A 15,310-nucleotide genomic window follows, 5' to 3' on the forward strand; every position below is an offset into this window, starting at 1 on the left:
ATACACCTGTTAGAAACCAGAGGAATCAATGGCGCATCAACTGGAATTGACCCAGCACGTGAACGCACCGGTCGAGGCCGTCTGGGAGGTGTTGACGGATATTGAGGGAGCCGCGGGAACTCTGTCCGGCGTGACCAAGGTGGAAGTCCTCACGCCCGGTCCCTACACCGAAGGCTTTCGTTGGCGGGAAACCCGGAAAATGATGGGGAAGGAAGCCACCGAAGAGATGTGGGTTGCAGACGCCCAGGCTCCCCATGCCACCACGGGTAAGGCGCAGTCCGGCGGCGCCGACTACACCACCCGCTTCACCTTGCGCCCGGTGCCGGGCGGTACGGAACTGACAATGTTCTTCGGTGCCGAGCAGGCCCGCCCGGGCGCGCTGACCAAGCTGATGATGGCCGTGTTCGGCAAGTTCGGCATGAACGCGGCCCGCAAAGCTATGGCGCAGGACTTGAAGGACATCGCGGCCAAGGCCGAAAACCGCGCCTGAGGAGGAAGTATGACGGCAGGAAAATTCAAGGTGGATGTCAGTCTGGACAGCACGGTGGAAGGCCAGCCGGTGTTGCGTTTCCGCCGCCGGTACGGCCAGGACATCGAGCGGCTGTGGCGCGCGCTGAGCGACGACTCGGAACTCTCGGCATGGTTCCCTTGTGCTGTCCGGTTGGAACAGCGGGTTGGCGGAGTCATCGAATTCCGCTTCTCCGACGAGGAACCTGACCAGGGCAAGGTCCTGGAGCTGGATCCGCCGCACCTGCTCGCCTTCAGCTGGGACCAGGAAGTGCTTCGCTGGCGGCTGCAGCCCGATGCCGGCGGCAGTCTGCTGATGCTCACGAACACCATTCAGGATCCGGCCATGGTTGCCAACGTTGCTGCCGGCTGGCATGGCTGCCTCGAGCAGTTGGCGACTTTTCTCGATGGTTCCGGCGACACCGGGCAGTCCGTTGAAGAACTCGTGCGGCACTACAGCCAGGCGCTCAGGCAGTAAGTACGCCATCCGCCGTCGTCGTTGTGTTGTCAGCACCCGGTGTCATGTAACGCCTTGGACTGCGGCTTCAGTTGACCCTCGCCAGCGCGCGTGGGATTCTTTATAGAACGGTCGGTCGGTAATTTCTGCCGGGCAAAATCCGTCGGAACCGTCCGCACATCGTCATCCAAGACACTCGAGCGCGAGGGAAAATTCAATGGCTGAGGCATTCCTGATTGGCGGGGCCCGTACCCCGGTTGGCCGCTATGGAGGCGCACTGTCCGCGGTACGCCCGGACGATCTGGCCGCGCTCGTGGTCAAGGAAGCCGTGCACCGTGCGGGCGTGGATCCGGATGCTGTGGACGAGGTCATCTTCGGCAACGCCAACGGTGCCGGCGAGGAAAACCGCAACGTTGCGCGCATGGCGTGGCTGCTGGCCGGCTACGGAGATCACGTGCCCGGCATCACCGTCAACCGCCTCTGCGCGTCCGGGCTGAGCGCCATCATCATGGCCTCGCACATGATCAAGGCCGGCGCCGCGGACATTGTCGTGGCCGGCGGCGTCGAGTCGATGAGCCGTGCGCCCTGGGTGCAGGAGAAGCCGATGAAGGCCTTCGCCAAGCCGGGCGAGCAGTTCGACACGTCCATCGGTTGGCGGTTCGTCAACGAGCGCTTCGCCAAGGGCGACCTGTCCCGCGACGGCAAAATGACCTACTCCATGCCGGAGACGGCGGAAGAGGTCGCCGATGTCTACGGCATTTCCCGCGAGGACGCTGACGCCTTCGCCGTGCAGTCGCACGAGCGGGCCATCGCGGCCATCGAGGGCGGCCGGCTGAAGGACGAGATTGTCCCCGTCACGGTCAAGAGCCGCAAGGGCACCTCCGTCGTCGACACGGACGAGGGCCCGCGCCCGGGCACCAGCCTGGAGGTCCTCGCCGGCCTGAAGCCCATCATCAAGCCCGGCGGCGTCGTCACCGCCGGAAACTCCAGCTCCCTCAACGACGGCTCATCCGCGATCATCGTGGCGTCCGAGGCGGCCGTGAAGAAGTTCGGACTGACCCCGCGAGCCCGCATTGTGGAAGGCGCCTCCGCCGGTGTGGCCCCGGAAATCATGGGCGTCGGTCCGGTTCCGGCCACCCGCAAGGTGCTGGACAAGGCAGGCTGGAGCGTCGAGGACCTCGGTGCAGTCGAACTCAACGAAGCCTTCGCCACGCAGTCCCTGGCCGTGCTACGCGACCTGAAGATCGACCAAAGCATCGTGAACAACGACGGCGGCGCCATCGCTTTGGGGCATCCGCTCGGTTCCAGCGGCTCACGTCTGGTGGTGACACTGCTGGGCCGGATGGAACGCGAGAACGCCCAGCGCGGCCTGGCCACCATGTGCGTGGGCGTGGGCCAGGGCACGTCGATGATCATCGAGCGGGTCTGATGCTGTTCGACGCGCACGAATTCTCCACCCTGCTGGTCGAAGAGCGCGAAGACCGCATCCATGTCCAGCTGAACCGGCCGGAGGTCCGCAACGCCATCGACCAGGCCATGGTCGATGAACTGCACGCCATCTGCGCGGTGCTGGAGCGCCAGCCGCGGATCATGATCCTCTCCGGCACGCAGGTCAACGGCAAGGGGATCTTCGCCTCAGGTGCGGATATCGCGCAGCTGCGCGAACGCCGTCGTGAAGATGCCCTGGCCGGGATCAACTCGACCATCTTCAACCGGATCGCCCAGCTGCCCATGCCGGTCATCGCCGCCCTTGACGGCTATGCCCTCGGCGGCGGTGCGGAACTGGCCTACGCCGCGGACTTCCGTCTGGCCACGCCAAGCGTGAAGATCGGCCAGCCCGAGACCAATCTGGGCATCATGGCAGCCGCGGGAGCCACCTGGCGCCTGAAGGAGCTGGTCGGCGAACCGCTGGCCAAGGAAATCCTGCTGGCGGGCCGCATCCTGGGTGCGCAGGAAGCCCTCGCGGTGCACCTGGTCACGGAGGTCCACGAGGCCGACGTCCTGATCGACGCCGCCCACGCGTTGGCGGACCGGATCGGGGCCCAGGACCCGCTGGCCGTCCGGATCACCAAGAGCGTGTTCCACACTCCGCGGGAAGTCCATCCCGTTATCGACACGATCGCGCAGGGAATCCTGTTCGAATCCGAAGCCAAATTCGATCGCATGCAGGCGTTCTTGGATAAGAGCGCTGCCAAGCGCGCGGCCAAGGAAAAGCAGACAGAAAGCAAGTAAGCCACATGGAAACAGTAGATACGGTACCTAGCAAAGTAGGCGTGCTCGGCGGCGGCCGCATGGGTGCGGGCATCGCCCACGCCTTCCTGACCGCCGGTGCCGAGGTAGTGGTGGTGGAACGAGACGACGACGCCGCCGAAGGCGCGCGCCGCCGGGTAACCGATGCGCTGCTCAAGAGCGTGCAGCGGGGCACCACCACCGAGACCATTGAGGCGCTGACCCAGCGGCTGGCGGTTTCGGTCAACTACAACTCCTTCGGCAGCTGCGGTCTGGTAGTCGAAGCGGTGCCGGAAGACTTCGAACTGAAGTCGACGGCGCTCAAAGCCGTGGAAGCGCAGTTGCCGCCGAACGCCTGGCTGGCCACCAACACCTCGTCGCTCTCGGTGGGCAAGCTCGCCGAACAGCTCGAGCGGCCCGCCAACTTCTGCGGACTGCATTTCTTCAACCCGGTACCGGCTTCGCTGCTGGTCGAGGTAGTGCTGGCCGAAGGAACCTCGGCAGAACTCGGCGCCGCAGCCCGGTCATGGGTCCAGTCGCTGGGCAAGACCGCCGTCGTCGTCAATGACGCCCCCGGCTTCGCTTCCTCGCGGCTGGGTGTGGCCATCGCCCTGGAAGCCATGCGCATGGTTGAAGAGGGCGTGGCCTCGGCGGAAGACATCGATGCGGCCATGGTGCTCGGCTACAAGCACCCGGTGGGGCCCCTGAAGACCACGGACATCGTGGGCCTGGACGTTCGCCTGGGTATCGCGGAGTACCTGCACTCCACCCTGGGGGAGCGCTTTGCGCCGCCGCAGATCCTGCGCGACAAGGTGGCCAAGGGCGAGCTGGGCCGCAAGAGCGGCAAGGGTTTCTTCAGCTGGGATAGCTAGGCACGTCCCGACCGCCACGAACTGAGCAGGCAAACAATCGCCCGCCGGAGAGCTTCTCCGGCGGGCGATTGTTTATACTTTTGTTGCGGCGGCCTACTAGTGCCGCAAGGAACGGACTACCGGTTTCAGGACTTTCGCGTAGCCCTTCTCATAGCCTTTTTCATTCGGATGGAAGTTGTTGTAGTCCCCCAAGTTGGTGGGATCGAAGTTGATCCACGGTTCTGAAGACCCGATCCCGTGATTTCGGAATCGCTTGGTGACATCCACGTACACGACCTTGGCCTCTGAATCTTCCGCCGTCCTCTTGATGATGTTGTTCAGGGTGTCTACGCCGTCGTTGAATACTTTCGCGGCTTCGGGAGACAGGGGCGAGGCCGTGGCCCCTTCGGTTGAGAACAAGTGCGGATAGCCGAGTGCGACGATGGTCGCGTTTGATGCTGAGTCATTGATGAGTTGGTAGTCGTCTTCCAGCGCCGTGACGACTTGGTATCTGGCTACGTCTTCGGCGTGCTTCACTGTTGCCTTGCAGATCGACAAATCCTGCGTCATGCAGGCACCGATGATGCGGCTGAACTGGACGTCGTTGCCTCCTGCTGTCAGGGTCACGAGGTCCGTTCCGGATCCAAGCAGGCCATCTTTCGTTGCGAGCTGAATCTGCTGCGGGACATCGGGGACGTCCTCGTTGACCGGCTCGGACGGTCCGCTGCCGGCCCAGGCACCTGAGCACGCGGCGTTAGCGGTGAGTTCAACAGCGCGCTGCCGCTCGGCAAGCGCGTCAGCATATCCGGAGGAAGTGACCAAGCACCTGGGATCATCGATAACGGTGCTCGGAGCGGGTGTGCCGGCGCCGAGGCCGGCGGAGTAGGAGTCGCCGAGAACAACCAGATCAACGGAGTCCTCATGGGCGACGGCAGGTGCAGCGACAGACCCGGCTACAAGACCGGCGACCAGAACTGTCAGCGCCCCCAGGCGCTTAGGCAGGCCGGTACGGCCCCGAAAATTAGCATTCATGCGTCCCAAAATACCCTTGGCCGCTGCCGACGTGGCACGTTTCACTCCGTGTCGCCCGAGCGAATCTTTTCGACACGCCGGTGAAGGCCGACGGCAGGTTCAGGATCCTAAGGTTTTTCCAAGGTTCTAAGATGAGTCCATGCCACTGTTCGAGCCGCTGACCCTGACCGGCAAGTACGTCCGGTTGCAGCCCTTGCGAAGACGCCACATGCCGGAGCTGGAGGATGCTGTACGCGACGGCGAGCTGTGGAACCTCTGGTACACGCGGGTTCCCTCCCCGGAGACCATGGAACTGGAGATCCGGCGCCGGATGGAAAAACAGGACCAGGGGACCATGCTGCCGTTCACCGTCAGCCGGCTTTCCGACGGCGTCGTCCTGGGCATGACCACTTTCTGCAACATTGACACGGACACCCCGCGCGTGGAGATCGGGTACACCTGGACGCGGGCCAGCGCGCAGGGGACCGGCGCGAACCCTGACAGCAAGATGCTCCTGATGACCCACGCCTTCGAAAAGCTCGGCTGCCGAGCAGTGGAGTTCCGGACCCACTGGATGAACCGCCAGTCCCGCGAAGCCATCGAACGGCTCGGTGCGAAGCAGGACGGCGTGCTGCGCAACCACACGAAAATGCCGGACGGGACCGTGCGCGACACTGTTGTCTACTCCGTGCTCGATTCCGAGTGGCCCATCGTCAAGCGCGGGCTCCAGGCACGGCTGGACAAGGTCCGTCCCGACGCAGGGAACCGCTGAGGGCATGACGGCACGGCTGGAGCGGATCCGCCCAATGGAGTGGGACGGCGCGGTCAATGCGCGCCGGATCGCCGGCGACATTTTCGGCATGGGCCGTTCGGAATGGCTGACCGAAACCGGGTGGCGCCAGATGTACGACGACGGCGTGCGCACCGTGGTCGATTTGCGGAACGTAGGGGAGCGCTCGCGCCGCGAGACGGATCCCGAGGTCCCCGTCGAAGCCCGCTCGCCCTTCACCGTGCTCAACTGCCCGACGGAAGAACCCGACCACGCGGAGTTCCGCGAGCTCAGCGGGCCCTACCTGAGCCATCCGCGTTCCTACCCTGACAATCTCCGGCTCTTTCCGGACAAGATCACGGCGATAGCCCGTACGCTCGCAGCGGCGGAGGGCGCCGTCGTTATTCATTGCTCCGCCGGACGCGACCGCACCGGCCTCATCGCGATGCTGCTGCTGAACCTCCTTGGCGCGGATACGGGCACTATTGCGGACCACTACGAATTCGGTCTGCGCGGCATCAATGAGTGGCATCGCATTAGTCCCTATCGGCATCCGATCGAACGGTACCTTTCCGGGCCGGAGCTGGCCGCACGGATCGAAGACACCCGCGCGGCAGTGGAGGCAGCCGCGGAGGGGTTCGACGCCGCGCAGTACCTGTTGCGGAACGGCCTGGGCGAGACGGAGCTGCGGCAGCTGCGGAACCGGCTGCACCTGGACTGACTCTGGCGGCGGTGGCAGCTTCCCCAAGCTGCCACCGCGGCCTTCCCCAACGCCGCCGAGGGAGTGATGCGTTACACGGTGCTGCACCTGGCGGTCCGCCCGCCGCCGTCGTCATGTTCGTTGTGAACGTGCGGGGCTGGAGTCCGCGGATGGTGGCTGCTTTACCGTCAGCATTGCTGCTGGGCGGTCTGCCGGGCCTCCGCTGACGCCGGTGCGGGCTTCGTGCTTGAAACACTACCGGCCAGTCCATGGAGAAGTGAGGATCTTCACTACTCGATTTTTTACTGGTCTTTCCTGAGTAGCAGGCGGCTATTCGCCGGGCTTGGGGCGGTCCAGAATCAGGTTGGTGATGCGCATGGAGCAGAGCCGGCGTTCCTCGTCGTCGTAAATCACGACCTCATGGCTGGTGGTGGTGCGGCCCAGATGGATGGCGGTGGCGATCCCAGTGATCGTACCGCTGCGCGCTGAACGGTGATGCGTGGCCGAGACATCGACGCCGACGGCGGAGCGGCCCTTGCCGGCATGGATCACGGCCGCCCAGGATCCGATAGCCTCGCCGAACGCCAGCGAGGCACCGCCGTGCAGCAGGCCGAAAGACTGTCTGTTTCCCTCTACCGGCATGGTGGCGACCACGCGCTGGGCGGACTTTTCCAGAATCTTTACGCCCATCTTCTCGTCCAATTCACCGAGGACAATCTTCCACGGCTGGTCCTGCTCGGTTTCTGTCTTGATATCCGGCTGCATTAGTCGATCCTGACCCTTCCGTCCTGTCGGCTTAGGACGCATTCATGTAGTGTAGACATGTTACCGAACGACCGTTCAGTTTGTTTATCCTGCGTTGTTCAGATGCTTGTCGATACTGTGGACGATACTGCGATTCGTCCCCAGAGAAGGAAAGGGCAGTCAACGATGACCACAACCTCCGTTGGTGTTGAATTTGTGCCGAGTTTCGTCCAGGACGCCTGGTGGACGCCGGAATCCGGGGTAACCGGCACCGAGGTCCGTGACGCCAGCACAGGCGATGTGCTGGCCCAGGTAAGTACGGACGGGCTGGATCTGGCAGAAATGGTGCGGTACGGCCGCAGCGTCGGCCAGACCGAATTGGGCAAGCTGACCTTCCACCAGCGTGCGCTGAAACTCAAGGAACTGGCACAGTTCCTCAACAGCCGCCGTGAGGCCCTCTACGAGCTCTCCCACCGCTCGGGCGCCACCAAGATCGACAACATGATCGACATCGACGGCGGCATCGGCGTCCTTTTCACGTTCGGTTCCAAGGGCCGGCGTGAACTGCCGAACTCACAGGTTGTCATCGACGGGCCCGCCGAGGTGCTCGCCAAGGATGGTTCCTTCGTCGGTGAGCACATCTACACCCGCATTCCGGGTGTGGCCGTGCAGATCAACGCCTTCAACTTCCCCGTCTGGGGCATGCTCGAGAAGTTCGCGCCGGCGTTCATTGCGGGCGTTCCCACCATCGTCAAACCGGCCACTCCCACCGGTTACGTCACAGCTGCCGCGGTCAAGCTCATCATCGAGTCCAACATTCTGCCGGCCGGTTCCCTGCAGCTTATTTCCGGCTCCGCCCGGGACATGCTGGACCACCTTGACTACCGCGACGCGGTCTCCTTCACCGGTTCGGCAACCACCGCCAACCTGCTGAAGTCCCATCCGAATGTCGCCCAGGGCGGTATCCGCTTCACGGCCGAAGCTGACTCCTTGAACGCCGCGATCCTGGGTCCCGACGCCGTGCCGGGCACCCCTGAGTTCGATGCCTTCATCAAGTCACTGGTCACCGAAATGACGGCCAAGGCCGGCCAGAAGTGCACCTCCATCCGCCGCACCATCGTCCCGACGGAGCGTGTGCAGGACGTCATCGACGCCGTGCGTGCGCGCATTGAGGAGCGGGTTGTCGTCGGCGATCCACGGGCCGAAGGCGTGACCATGGGGGCCCTTGCTTCGCTGGAGCAGCTTGCCGATGTGCGCGCGGCAGTTCAGGAAATGCTCGACGCCGGCGGCGAACTGGCGTACGGAACGTTGGATTCGCCGAAGGTCACCCTGCAGGACGGAACCGTGGGGAGCGTCGACGACGGCGCGTTTATGTCCCCGGTGCTGCTGAAATTTGCCGACGCCGAGGCGGAAGCGGTGCACTCGCGCGAGGCCTTCGGGCCGGTTTCCTCCGTCATCGGCTACAAGGACCTGGATGACGCCATCCGGCTCGCAGCCATGGGCTCAGGCTCGCTGGTCGCCACCGTCGCCACCAATGACCCGGAGACGGCGCGCAAGCTGGTGACGGGAATCGCCGCCCACCACGGCCGCGTGCTGGTGCTCAACCGCGAGGATGCGCGCACCTCAACCGGCCACGGCTCTCCGGTTCCGCACCTGGTCCACGGCGGTCCGGGACGTGCAGGCGGCGGCGAGGAACTCGGAGGCATCCGTTCTGTGCTGCACCACATGCAGCGCACCGCCGTTCAGGGTTCGCCCAACATGCTCACGGCGATCACCGGTGTCTGGCATACCGGCGCCGACCGCAACTTCGATGAGGTGCACCCCTTCCGGAAGAATCTCGCCGAACTCAAGATCGGCGACGCGCTGCGCTCGGACCTGCGGCAGGTCACCTTGGAGGACATCACCGCCTTCGCGAACGAGACCGGGGATACGTTCTACGCGCACACCAATCAGGAAGCTGCGGAGGCCAATCCGTTCTTCCCGGGCATCGTGGCGCATGGCTACCTGCTGCTCGCCTGGGGCGCCGGCCTCTTCGTGGAGCCGGCTCCGGGGCCGGTGCTGGCCAACTACGGTCTGGAGAACCTGCGTTTCATCACGCCGGTCGCAGCGGGGGATTCCATCCGCGTGACGCTGACCGCGAAGCGGATCACGCCGCGTGAAACGGACGAGTACGGCGAGGTTGCCTGGGATGCAGTCCTGACCAACCAGAACGATGAGATCGTTGCCACCTACGACGTGCTGACGCTCGTCGAAAAGTAGCAGCGGTTACGGTTGCTCCTGCCCGGCGGTATCAGCTGCCGGCAGGGTGAGCTGCCGGAGCAAGGCGGCCCTGATGATTCAGGGCCGCCTTCCATTTAATCAGTCCGAACACGTAAAGACCGAGGACGACGGCCGTATAGACGAATGCCGCAGGCGGGGCCGGGACCAGCACGGCCAGGCTGGCCAGGTTCAGGGCCCCGAAAGCGGCACCGAAATACCAGGACTCGAAGATACCGTGCGCGAACCCGAGGTACATCACCAGTGGCAGGGACGACAGCAGGCTGCTCAGGACGTATCCCGGGCCGACGAACGACAGCAGTTCGAAGCCGGCAAAGCCTGTGATCAGAGTGAAGAGGATCAACAGTCCGGCCGCGATGCCCCACTCCACCGGATAGGCGCGCCTCAGCGGGATCGAGGCGGTGGCTCCGTCCTTGTACAGCTGCCAGCGCCATTGGCCGTAGACACAAACCGTGAGCGTGAGCACCGGGCCGAAACTTGTCCTGATGCCTTGGGCCTGGAGGCTGAGACTAAGAAAAGCCACAGTGGTGGCGACGGGAAACAGCCATGCCCATCTAAACCTGTAGGCAAAGAGTGCAATGCCGGCAATGGTGAGACCCATATTCGCCAGCGATATCCATATATACGGTCCGGTTTCCCCTGGAAAATCCGCGAACCAGTCCATAACGTCCCCCTGACGCCGGTTGGTTGCTGCCAGCCTAACAGTTCAGGGGTCAGGGGCGGGAGAGCGGTTAGGCGATAACGCGGGCAGCCGTTGGCAGGTGAAGGCCGTCGAACATCATGGAAATCAGGTCATCGGCCAGCTTTTGCGAGGTCAGCTTTCCACCGGGCTTGTACCACTCGACGATGGAGTTGATCGTGCCGAAGAGCAGGCGCGTGGTGGTGCGCGGATCGATATCGCTGCGCAGGCTGCCCTCTTCGCGGGCCGCGTCCATCAGGGCCGCGACCTTGTGGTCGAATTCGCGGCGGCGTTCCAGCGCGTTGCGCTCCACCTCGGTGTTCCCGCGCAGCCGTAGCAGCAAGGTGACGTAGGGGAGTTTTTCCGTCAGGACGTCGATGGTCCGGCGCAGCACGTACTCCAGCCGGTCATCCGCCCGGCCGGCGGAAGCACCGGGCTCTTCCAGAATTGCTTCCAGCGAGCCCAGCGCCTCCTCCAATGCCAGCCGCAGCAGATCGCCCTTGGACGGAACATGGTGATAGATGGCGCTCTTGGAAATGCCGAGGTTTTCCGCCAGGATGCCCATGGAGGTTGCCTCGTAGCCATGCTTGTTGAAGACGGTTACGGCTACGCTCAGCACCGACTGCTGGTCGTAGCCCGGACGTCCGCGCCGGGCTGTTTCCGGATTCTTCGCCTTCACCATGACAACTATCTTTCCATGAACGTTCGGTCGGTCAGCTTTCGCTCTTGCGCAGGTCGTAGATCCGGCGGAGCTTGCCGTTGGACCGCTCGAGGGAGCCTGGTTCAACGATGTCGATCCGGCAGCTGGAGCCGACATGGATCTTGATCTGCTTCTGCAGGTCCTTGGCAGCCGTGGCGGCGGTTTCGGCCGTGCAGTCGTCCCGGCGTTCGATCTTCACGGTCAGCTCGTCCATCCGGTCCGGCCGGGTGATCTCGAGCTGGAAATGCGGGCTCAGGCCCGGAATCCGAAGCGCGATTTCCTCGATCTGGGTGGGGAACAGGTTCACGCCGCGCAGGATGATCATGTCGTCGCTGCGTCCGGTGATCCGGCCGATGCGGCGCATGCTTGCCCGTCCCGTGCCCGGCAGCAGCCGGGTCAGGTCGTGGGTGCGGTAGCGGATGACCGGCATGGCCTCCTTGGTCAGCGAGGTGAACACCAGCTCGCCGTGTTCGCCGTCGGCCAGCACTGCATCCGTGGTCGGATCGATGATCTCGGGGCGGAAGTGGTCCTCCCAGATCGTGGAGCCGTCCTTATAATCGATGCACTCGCCGGCTACGCCCGGGCCCATGACTTCGGAGAGGCCGTAGATGTCGCAGGCGTCGATGTCGAGCTTGGTTTCGAGCTCGTGGCGCATTTCTTCGGTCCACGGTTCGGCGCCGAGCACGGCAACCTTGAGCGAGGTCTTGCGCGGGTCCAGGCCCTTGCGTTCCATGGCGTCCACGATGGTCAGCAGGTAGGTGGGCGTGCAGAGGATGGCGTCCGGCTCGAAGTCCTGGATCAGCTGGATCTGCTTTTCGGTCTGGCCGCCGGACATCGGGATGACCGTGCAGCCAAGCTTTTCGGCTCCGTAGTGGGCGCCGAGTCCGCCGGTGAAGAGGCCGTAACCGTACGCGTTGTGGACCTTCCAGCCCTTCTTGACGCCGGAGGCGCGCAGCGACCGGGCGAACAGCGTCTCCCAGCGTTCAAGATCGCCCTTGGTGTAGCCGACAACCGTGGCCCGGCCGGTGGTGCCGGACGAGGCGTGGATTCGGGCGACCTCGTTCTGCGGAACAGCGAACATGCCGAACGGGTAGGACTGGCGGAGGTCTTCCTTGTCCGTGTACGGGAACTTCGCCAGATCGGCCAGTTCCTTCAGATCCTCCGGACGCACGCCGGCGTCGTCGAACTTCTTTTTGTACATCGGCACGCGTTCGTAGGCGTAGGCCACGGTGTGCTGCAGGCGCGTCAGCTGCAGGGCTTCGAGTTCGTCCCGGCTCATCAGCTCCTCGGGATCGAGGGTCTCGGGCTCAGCCGGAGTGGACTTGCGGGCTTTCGTTCCGGTGGTGGTGGTCATTAAGGAGGTCCTTGCTAGTGCTTTTGGGCGGCGGGGTTGGGTACGGTACGCGATCTGCCGCGGAACTCGGCGAGGACTTCCTCGCCGCTTCCGGACTCCTGGGTCACGCGGATGTCGTACAGACCGCTGCGGCCGGTCTGGTTGACGAGGGTGGCGGTGGCGGTCAGTTGACGGCCGGAAAACCCCGGATTCATGAAATTAACATCGACGCCGGAGGCAACGGTAATGGTGCTGCCGTCACCGTGCGGATCGTTGCAGGCCAGTGCGAAGGCGACGTCGGCGAAGGCGAAGATCATGCCGCCCTGCGCCATGCCGAAGCCGTTGAGCATCTCGTCCCGCAAGCGCATCCGGATGACAACATCACCGAACTCCGCGCGAACCAGTTCCACGCCCATCCACGCGGCGGCCTGATCGTTGACGAAGGCAGGGTGGAAGGGCGCAGCAGACTCCGCGGCGGGGCTGTCGGGCTGCCCGCCGAGGTTGGTGTCGACGTCGATTTCCGTCATGTGCACCCCTCGTTGTTCTTTACCGAATGTTCATTAGGTAATCCTGAATTGTGAGTCAAGTCAAGTCATCCGGTTCCGCAGAAGGGTGGTCGGCAGCACAGCGACGCAAGCGGGCCGCCGCGGAAACTGCAGCCGCCCGCCGTCGTACTCTCCCAAAGGGAGCTTTTACTGGATCAGTTCGCGGGCACCCAAGGCCGCAAGGACGAAGGCGTAGTCCCAGGCCCGGTCCTTCCAGGCTTCGTACCGGCCCGAGGCCCCGCCGTGGCCGCCGTCCATCTCCGTCTTGAGCACAATCGGCTCCGCGCCCGTGGTGGCCTCGCGCAGCCGTGCAACCCACTTCGCCGGCTCCACATAAAGCACGCGCGTGTCGTGGAAACTGGTCACCGCCGCGATGCGCGGATAGGCAGCCTCGTGCACGTTCTCGTACGGCGCGTAGGACTTCATGTAGGCATAGACTCCGGGGTCCGTGATCGGATTGCCCCATTCTTCCCACTCCAAGGCGGACAGCGGCAGGTCCGGATCCAGGATCGACGTCAGAGGGTCCACGAACGGCACCTGGGCGACAATGGCCGCATATTTTTCCGGCGCCAGGTTGGCAATGGCACCCATCAGCAGGCCGCCGGCGGAACCGCCCATCGCGGCGATTCGCGCGGGATCAGCCCAGCCGGAAGCCGCGAGCCAGTCGGTGGCGTCGATGAAGTCGGTAAAGGTGTTCATCTTGGCCAGCTTCTTGCCGTCGTCGTACCACTTGCGTCCCACCTCCCCGCCGCCGCGCACGTGGGCAATGACGAAGACCACGCCGCGGTCCAGCAGCGAGAGCCGCGCGGTGTTGAAGCCCGGATCCATGCTGACCTCGTAGCTGCCGTAGCCGTAGATGAGGGCAGGATTGGCGGAATTGCGCTCCACCGTGGCCTTGCGGACAACCGAGAGCGGAATCTGTGTGCCGTCCTGCGCAGTGGCCCAGGCCCGCTCGGCGACGTAGTCTTCGGACCGGTAGCCGCCCAGGACCGGCGTCTCCTTGCGCAAGAACAGCTCCCCGGTAGCCAGCTCGTAGTCATAGACCCGGGGCGGGGTCAGGAACGAGCTGTAGCCGAGCCGGATGACCGGAGCGTCGTAGTCGGAACCGCCGACGCCGGCCGTGTAGAGCTCCTCGTCGAAGTCTGGCTCCACCGGCTGCGCCTGCCCAGGCGTACCCAGCCCCGCTAGCGGGATGACCTGGACGCGCTCGATCGTGTCTTTGCGTACGGACAGCACCACGTGCGTAGCGGTGACCCCCGCGCCGTTGACCCGCACGCCGTCGTCGTGCGCTGTCACCGTATCCCAGCGCTGCTGCGCCAGCGGCTTGGCGAACTCGACCGCGTCCACCACGGAAACCATGGAGTTGACCGCGTCCTTGTTGTGCGTGAGCAGGACCTTCTCCACCCCGTCGAGCAGGAACGGTTCGGCCTCGTAGAGGATGCGCTCGTCGCGGGAAATAACGGTGCGCAGACCTGCATCTTGGTGCGCGAAATCAAGCAGGCGCGTTTCGCTGTATTCGGAGCAGCCGATCCCGATGACCAGATGCCGACGGTCCGCGGACAGCTCGAAGCCGGTCCACATCGCGGGATCGTCTTCCTGATAAACAACGACGTCGGCGCTCACCTTGGTGCCGAGCGTGTGGGATTTGATCTGGTAGGGCCGCCAGGAATCGTCCACCACGGTGTAGAAGACCTGGCTGCCGTCGGGGGAGAGTGCCAGCGAGTAGAACACGTTCTCCACCACATCCGGAAGCAGCTCGCCGGTCCGCAGGTCCTTGATCCGCAGGGTGAAGCGCTCGTCGCCGGCGTTGTCCACTGCGTAGGCGTAGAGGTTGCCGTCCCGGGTGACCGCAGCGCCACCGAGGGAGAAGAAGGGGTGGCCCTCGGCCTCGGCATTGCCGTCCAGCAAGATCTGCTCGCCCTGCACTTCGCTGCCGGGTTCAACCTGCGGCGGCGTCCAGTCTGCCTTCGTATCGCCGGTGTCCTGGGCCTTGACCCGGCAGTGGATACCGTACTGCTTGCCCTCTTCCATCCGTCCGTAGTACCACCAGCCGTCCTTGCGCGCCGGGACGGAAAGGTCGGTTTCCTGCGTGCGGTTCTTGATCTCGTTGAAGATTGCCTCGCGCAGCGGCTGCTGGTCGGCGGTGACGGCATCGGTGTACTGGTTTTCGGCCTGCAGGTGGGCCGCAACCTCCGGTTCCTCCTTCTCGCGGAGCCATTCGTAGTTGTCCACGAACGTGTCACCGTGATGCGTGCGCTCCACCGGTTCCTTCCGGGCTACCGGCGGCTGCGGCAGTCCTGCGGACGGGGTCTGGTCGGTCGAGTTGGCAGTGCCGGTGGTGGGGGAGTCTGCTGCGGTGTCTGCGGGAGAGTGGCTCATGCCCCAAATATATAGACCGGGCTGTGTAGGGCCGCCAGGTTTGGCTCACAGGTGAACCGAACGTTCGGCGCGCGACGCTTGACTGTCTCGCCGACGTGACTATATTCTGAACGAACGGTCGGTAAATAT

Annotated in this window: 15 protein-coding genes; 8 read left to right on the plus strand and 7 right to left on the minus strand. The window is 64.2% G+C overall.

All coding sequences use genetic code 11. The features are described 5' to 3' along the window. Positions 1-28 precede the first annotated feature (28 nt). The 5 genes from AC3A4M_RS00335 (at position 29) to AC3A4M_RS00355 (ending at position 4,065) form a co-directional block, all read left to right on the plus strand. Positions 29-490, plus strand: coding sequence for an SRPBCC family protein (locus tag AC3A4M_RS00335; RefSeq protein ID WP_498733088.1), 462 nt, complete (start codon positions 29-31; stop codon positions 488-490). Positions 491-499: 9 nt separating this feature from the next. Beyond that, complete coding sequence (locus AC3A4M_RS00340; protein ID WP_498733089.1) at positions 500-985, plus strand: SRPBCC family protein; 486 nt, start codon at positions 500-502, stop codon at positions 983-985. Between the two features lie 196 nt (positions 986-1,181). Next, positions 1,182-2,393, plus strand: a complete 1,212-nt coding sequence (locus AC3A4M_RS00345) for a thiolase family protein (RefSeq protein ID WP_074701138.1) — start codon at positions 1,182-1,184, stop codon at positions 2,391-2,393. Beyond that, on the plus strand, positions 2,393-3,196 hold the full coding sequence (locus AC3A4M_RS00350; RefSeq protein WP_498634552.1) for an enoyl-CoA hydratase/isomerase family protein: 804 nt from the start codon (positions 2,393-2,395) through the stop codon (positions 3,194-3,196). Before AC3A4M_RS00345 ends, AC3A4M_RS00350 begins: the two co-directional genes overlap by 1 nt. Positions 3,197-3,201: 5 nt before the next feature. Continuing rightward, entirely contained in the window at positions 3,202-4,065 is an 864-nt protein-coding gene (locus AC3A4M_RS00355; protein ID WP_498733092.1) for a 3-hydroxyacyl-CoA dehydrogenase family protein, read from the plus strand. Positions 4,066-4,161: 96 nt separating this feature from the next. Here AC3A4M_RS00355 and AC3A4M_RS00360 read toward each other — a convergent pair whose 3' ends face one another. Beyond that, positions 4,162-5,076 (minus strand): SGNH/GDSL hydrolase family protein, encoded by a 915-nt coding sequence (locus tag AC3A4M_RS00360; RefSeq protein ID WP_498733094.1) that lies wholly within the window; start codon positions 5,074-5,076, stop codon positions 4,162-4,164. A gap of 139 nt (positions 5,077-5,215) precedes the next feature. On the opposite strand from AC3A4M_RS00360, the gene AC3A4M_RS00365 reads away from it, so the two are divergent. Together AC3A4M_RS00365 and AC3A4M_RS00370 are read left to right on the plus strand one after the other, a co-directional pair. Continuing rightward, positions 5,216-5,827 (plus strand): GNAT family N-acetyltransferase, encoded by a 612-nt coding sequence (locus tag AC3A4M_RS00365; RefSeq protein WP_498733096.1) that lies wholly within the window; start codon positions 5,216-5,218, stop codon positions 5,825-5,827. A 4-nt stretch (positions 5,828-5,831) separates the two neighbouring features. Next, the gene (locus AC3A4M_RS00370; protein ID WP_498733098.1) at positions 5,832-6,545 is read left to right on the plus strand and encodes a tyrosine-protein phosphatase; all 714 of its coding nucleotides are present in this window, start codon (positions 5,832-5,834) and stop codon (positions 6,543-6,545) included. 309 nt (positions 6,546-6,854) lie between these two features. Here AC3A4M_RS00370 and AC3A4M_RS00375 read toward each other — a convergent pair whose 3' ends face one another. Continuing rightward, a complete protein-coding gene (locus AC3A4M_RS00375) occupies positions 6,855-7,289 on the minus strand; it encodes a PaaI family thioesterase (RefSeq protein ID WP_498733100.1) in 435 nt (144 codons plus the stop codon). Positions 7,290-7,454: 165 nt separating this feature from the next. Between AC3A4M_RS00375 and paaZ the strand changes: the two genes are divergently transcribed. Beyond that, the gene (gene paaZ / locus AC3A4M_RS00380; RefSeq protein ID WP_498733102.1) at positions 7,455-9,527 is read left to right on the plus strand and encodes a phenylacetic acid degradation bifunctional protein PaaZ; all 2,073 of its coding nucleotides are present in this window, start codon (positions 7,455-7,457) and stop codon (positions 9,525-9,527) included. Positions 9,528-9,558: 31 nt separating this feature from the next. On the opposite strand, the gene AC3A4M_RS00385 is transcribed toward paaZ, so the two are convergent. From AC3A4M_RS00385 to AC3A4M_RS00405, 5 genes are all read right to left on the minus strand, one after another. Then, positions 9,559-10,146, minus strand: a complete 588-nt coding sequence (locus AC3A4M_RS00385) for a hypothetical protein (RefSeq protein WP_498733104.1) — start codon at positions 10,144-10,146, stop codon at positions 9,559-9,561. A 130-nt stretch (positions 10,147-10,276) separates the two neighbouring features. Then, on the minus strand, positions 10,277-10,906 hold the full coding sequence (locus tag AC3A4M_RS00390; protein WP_264668775.1) for a TetR/AcrR family transcriptional regulator: 630 nt from the start codon (positions 10,904-10,906) through the stop codon (positions 10,277-10,279). A 31-nt stretch (positions 10,907-10,937) separates the two neighbouring features. After that, positions 10,938-12,278, minus strand: a complete 1,341-nt coding sequence (gene paaK, locus AC3A4M_RS00395; protein ID WP_498733106.1) for a phenylacetate--CoA ligase PaaK — start codon at positions 12,276-12,278, stop codon at positions 10,938-10,940. A gap of 14 nt (positions 12,279-12,292) precedes the next feature. Then, on the minus strand, positions 12,293-12,784 hold the full coding sequence (locus AC3A4M_RS00400) for a hotdog fold thioesterase (RefSeq protein WP_498732019.1): 492 nt from the start codon (positions 12,782-12,784) through the stop codon (positions 12,293-12,295). Between the two features lie 165 nt (positions 12,785-12,949). Further along, entirely contained in the window at positions 12,950-15,181 is a 2,232-nt protein-coding gene (locus AC3A4M_RS00405) for a S9 family peptidase (RefSeq protein WP_498733108.1), read from the minus strand. Positions 15,182-15,310 lie beyond the last annotated feature (129 nt).

This window comes from Arthrobacter sp. Soil_C_60, from assembly GCF_057656375.1.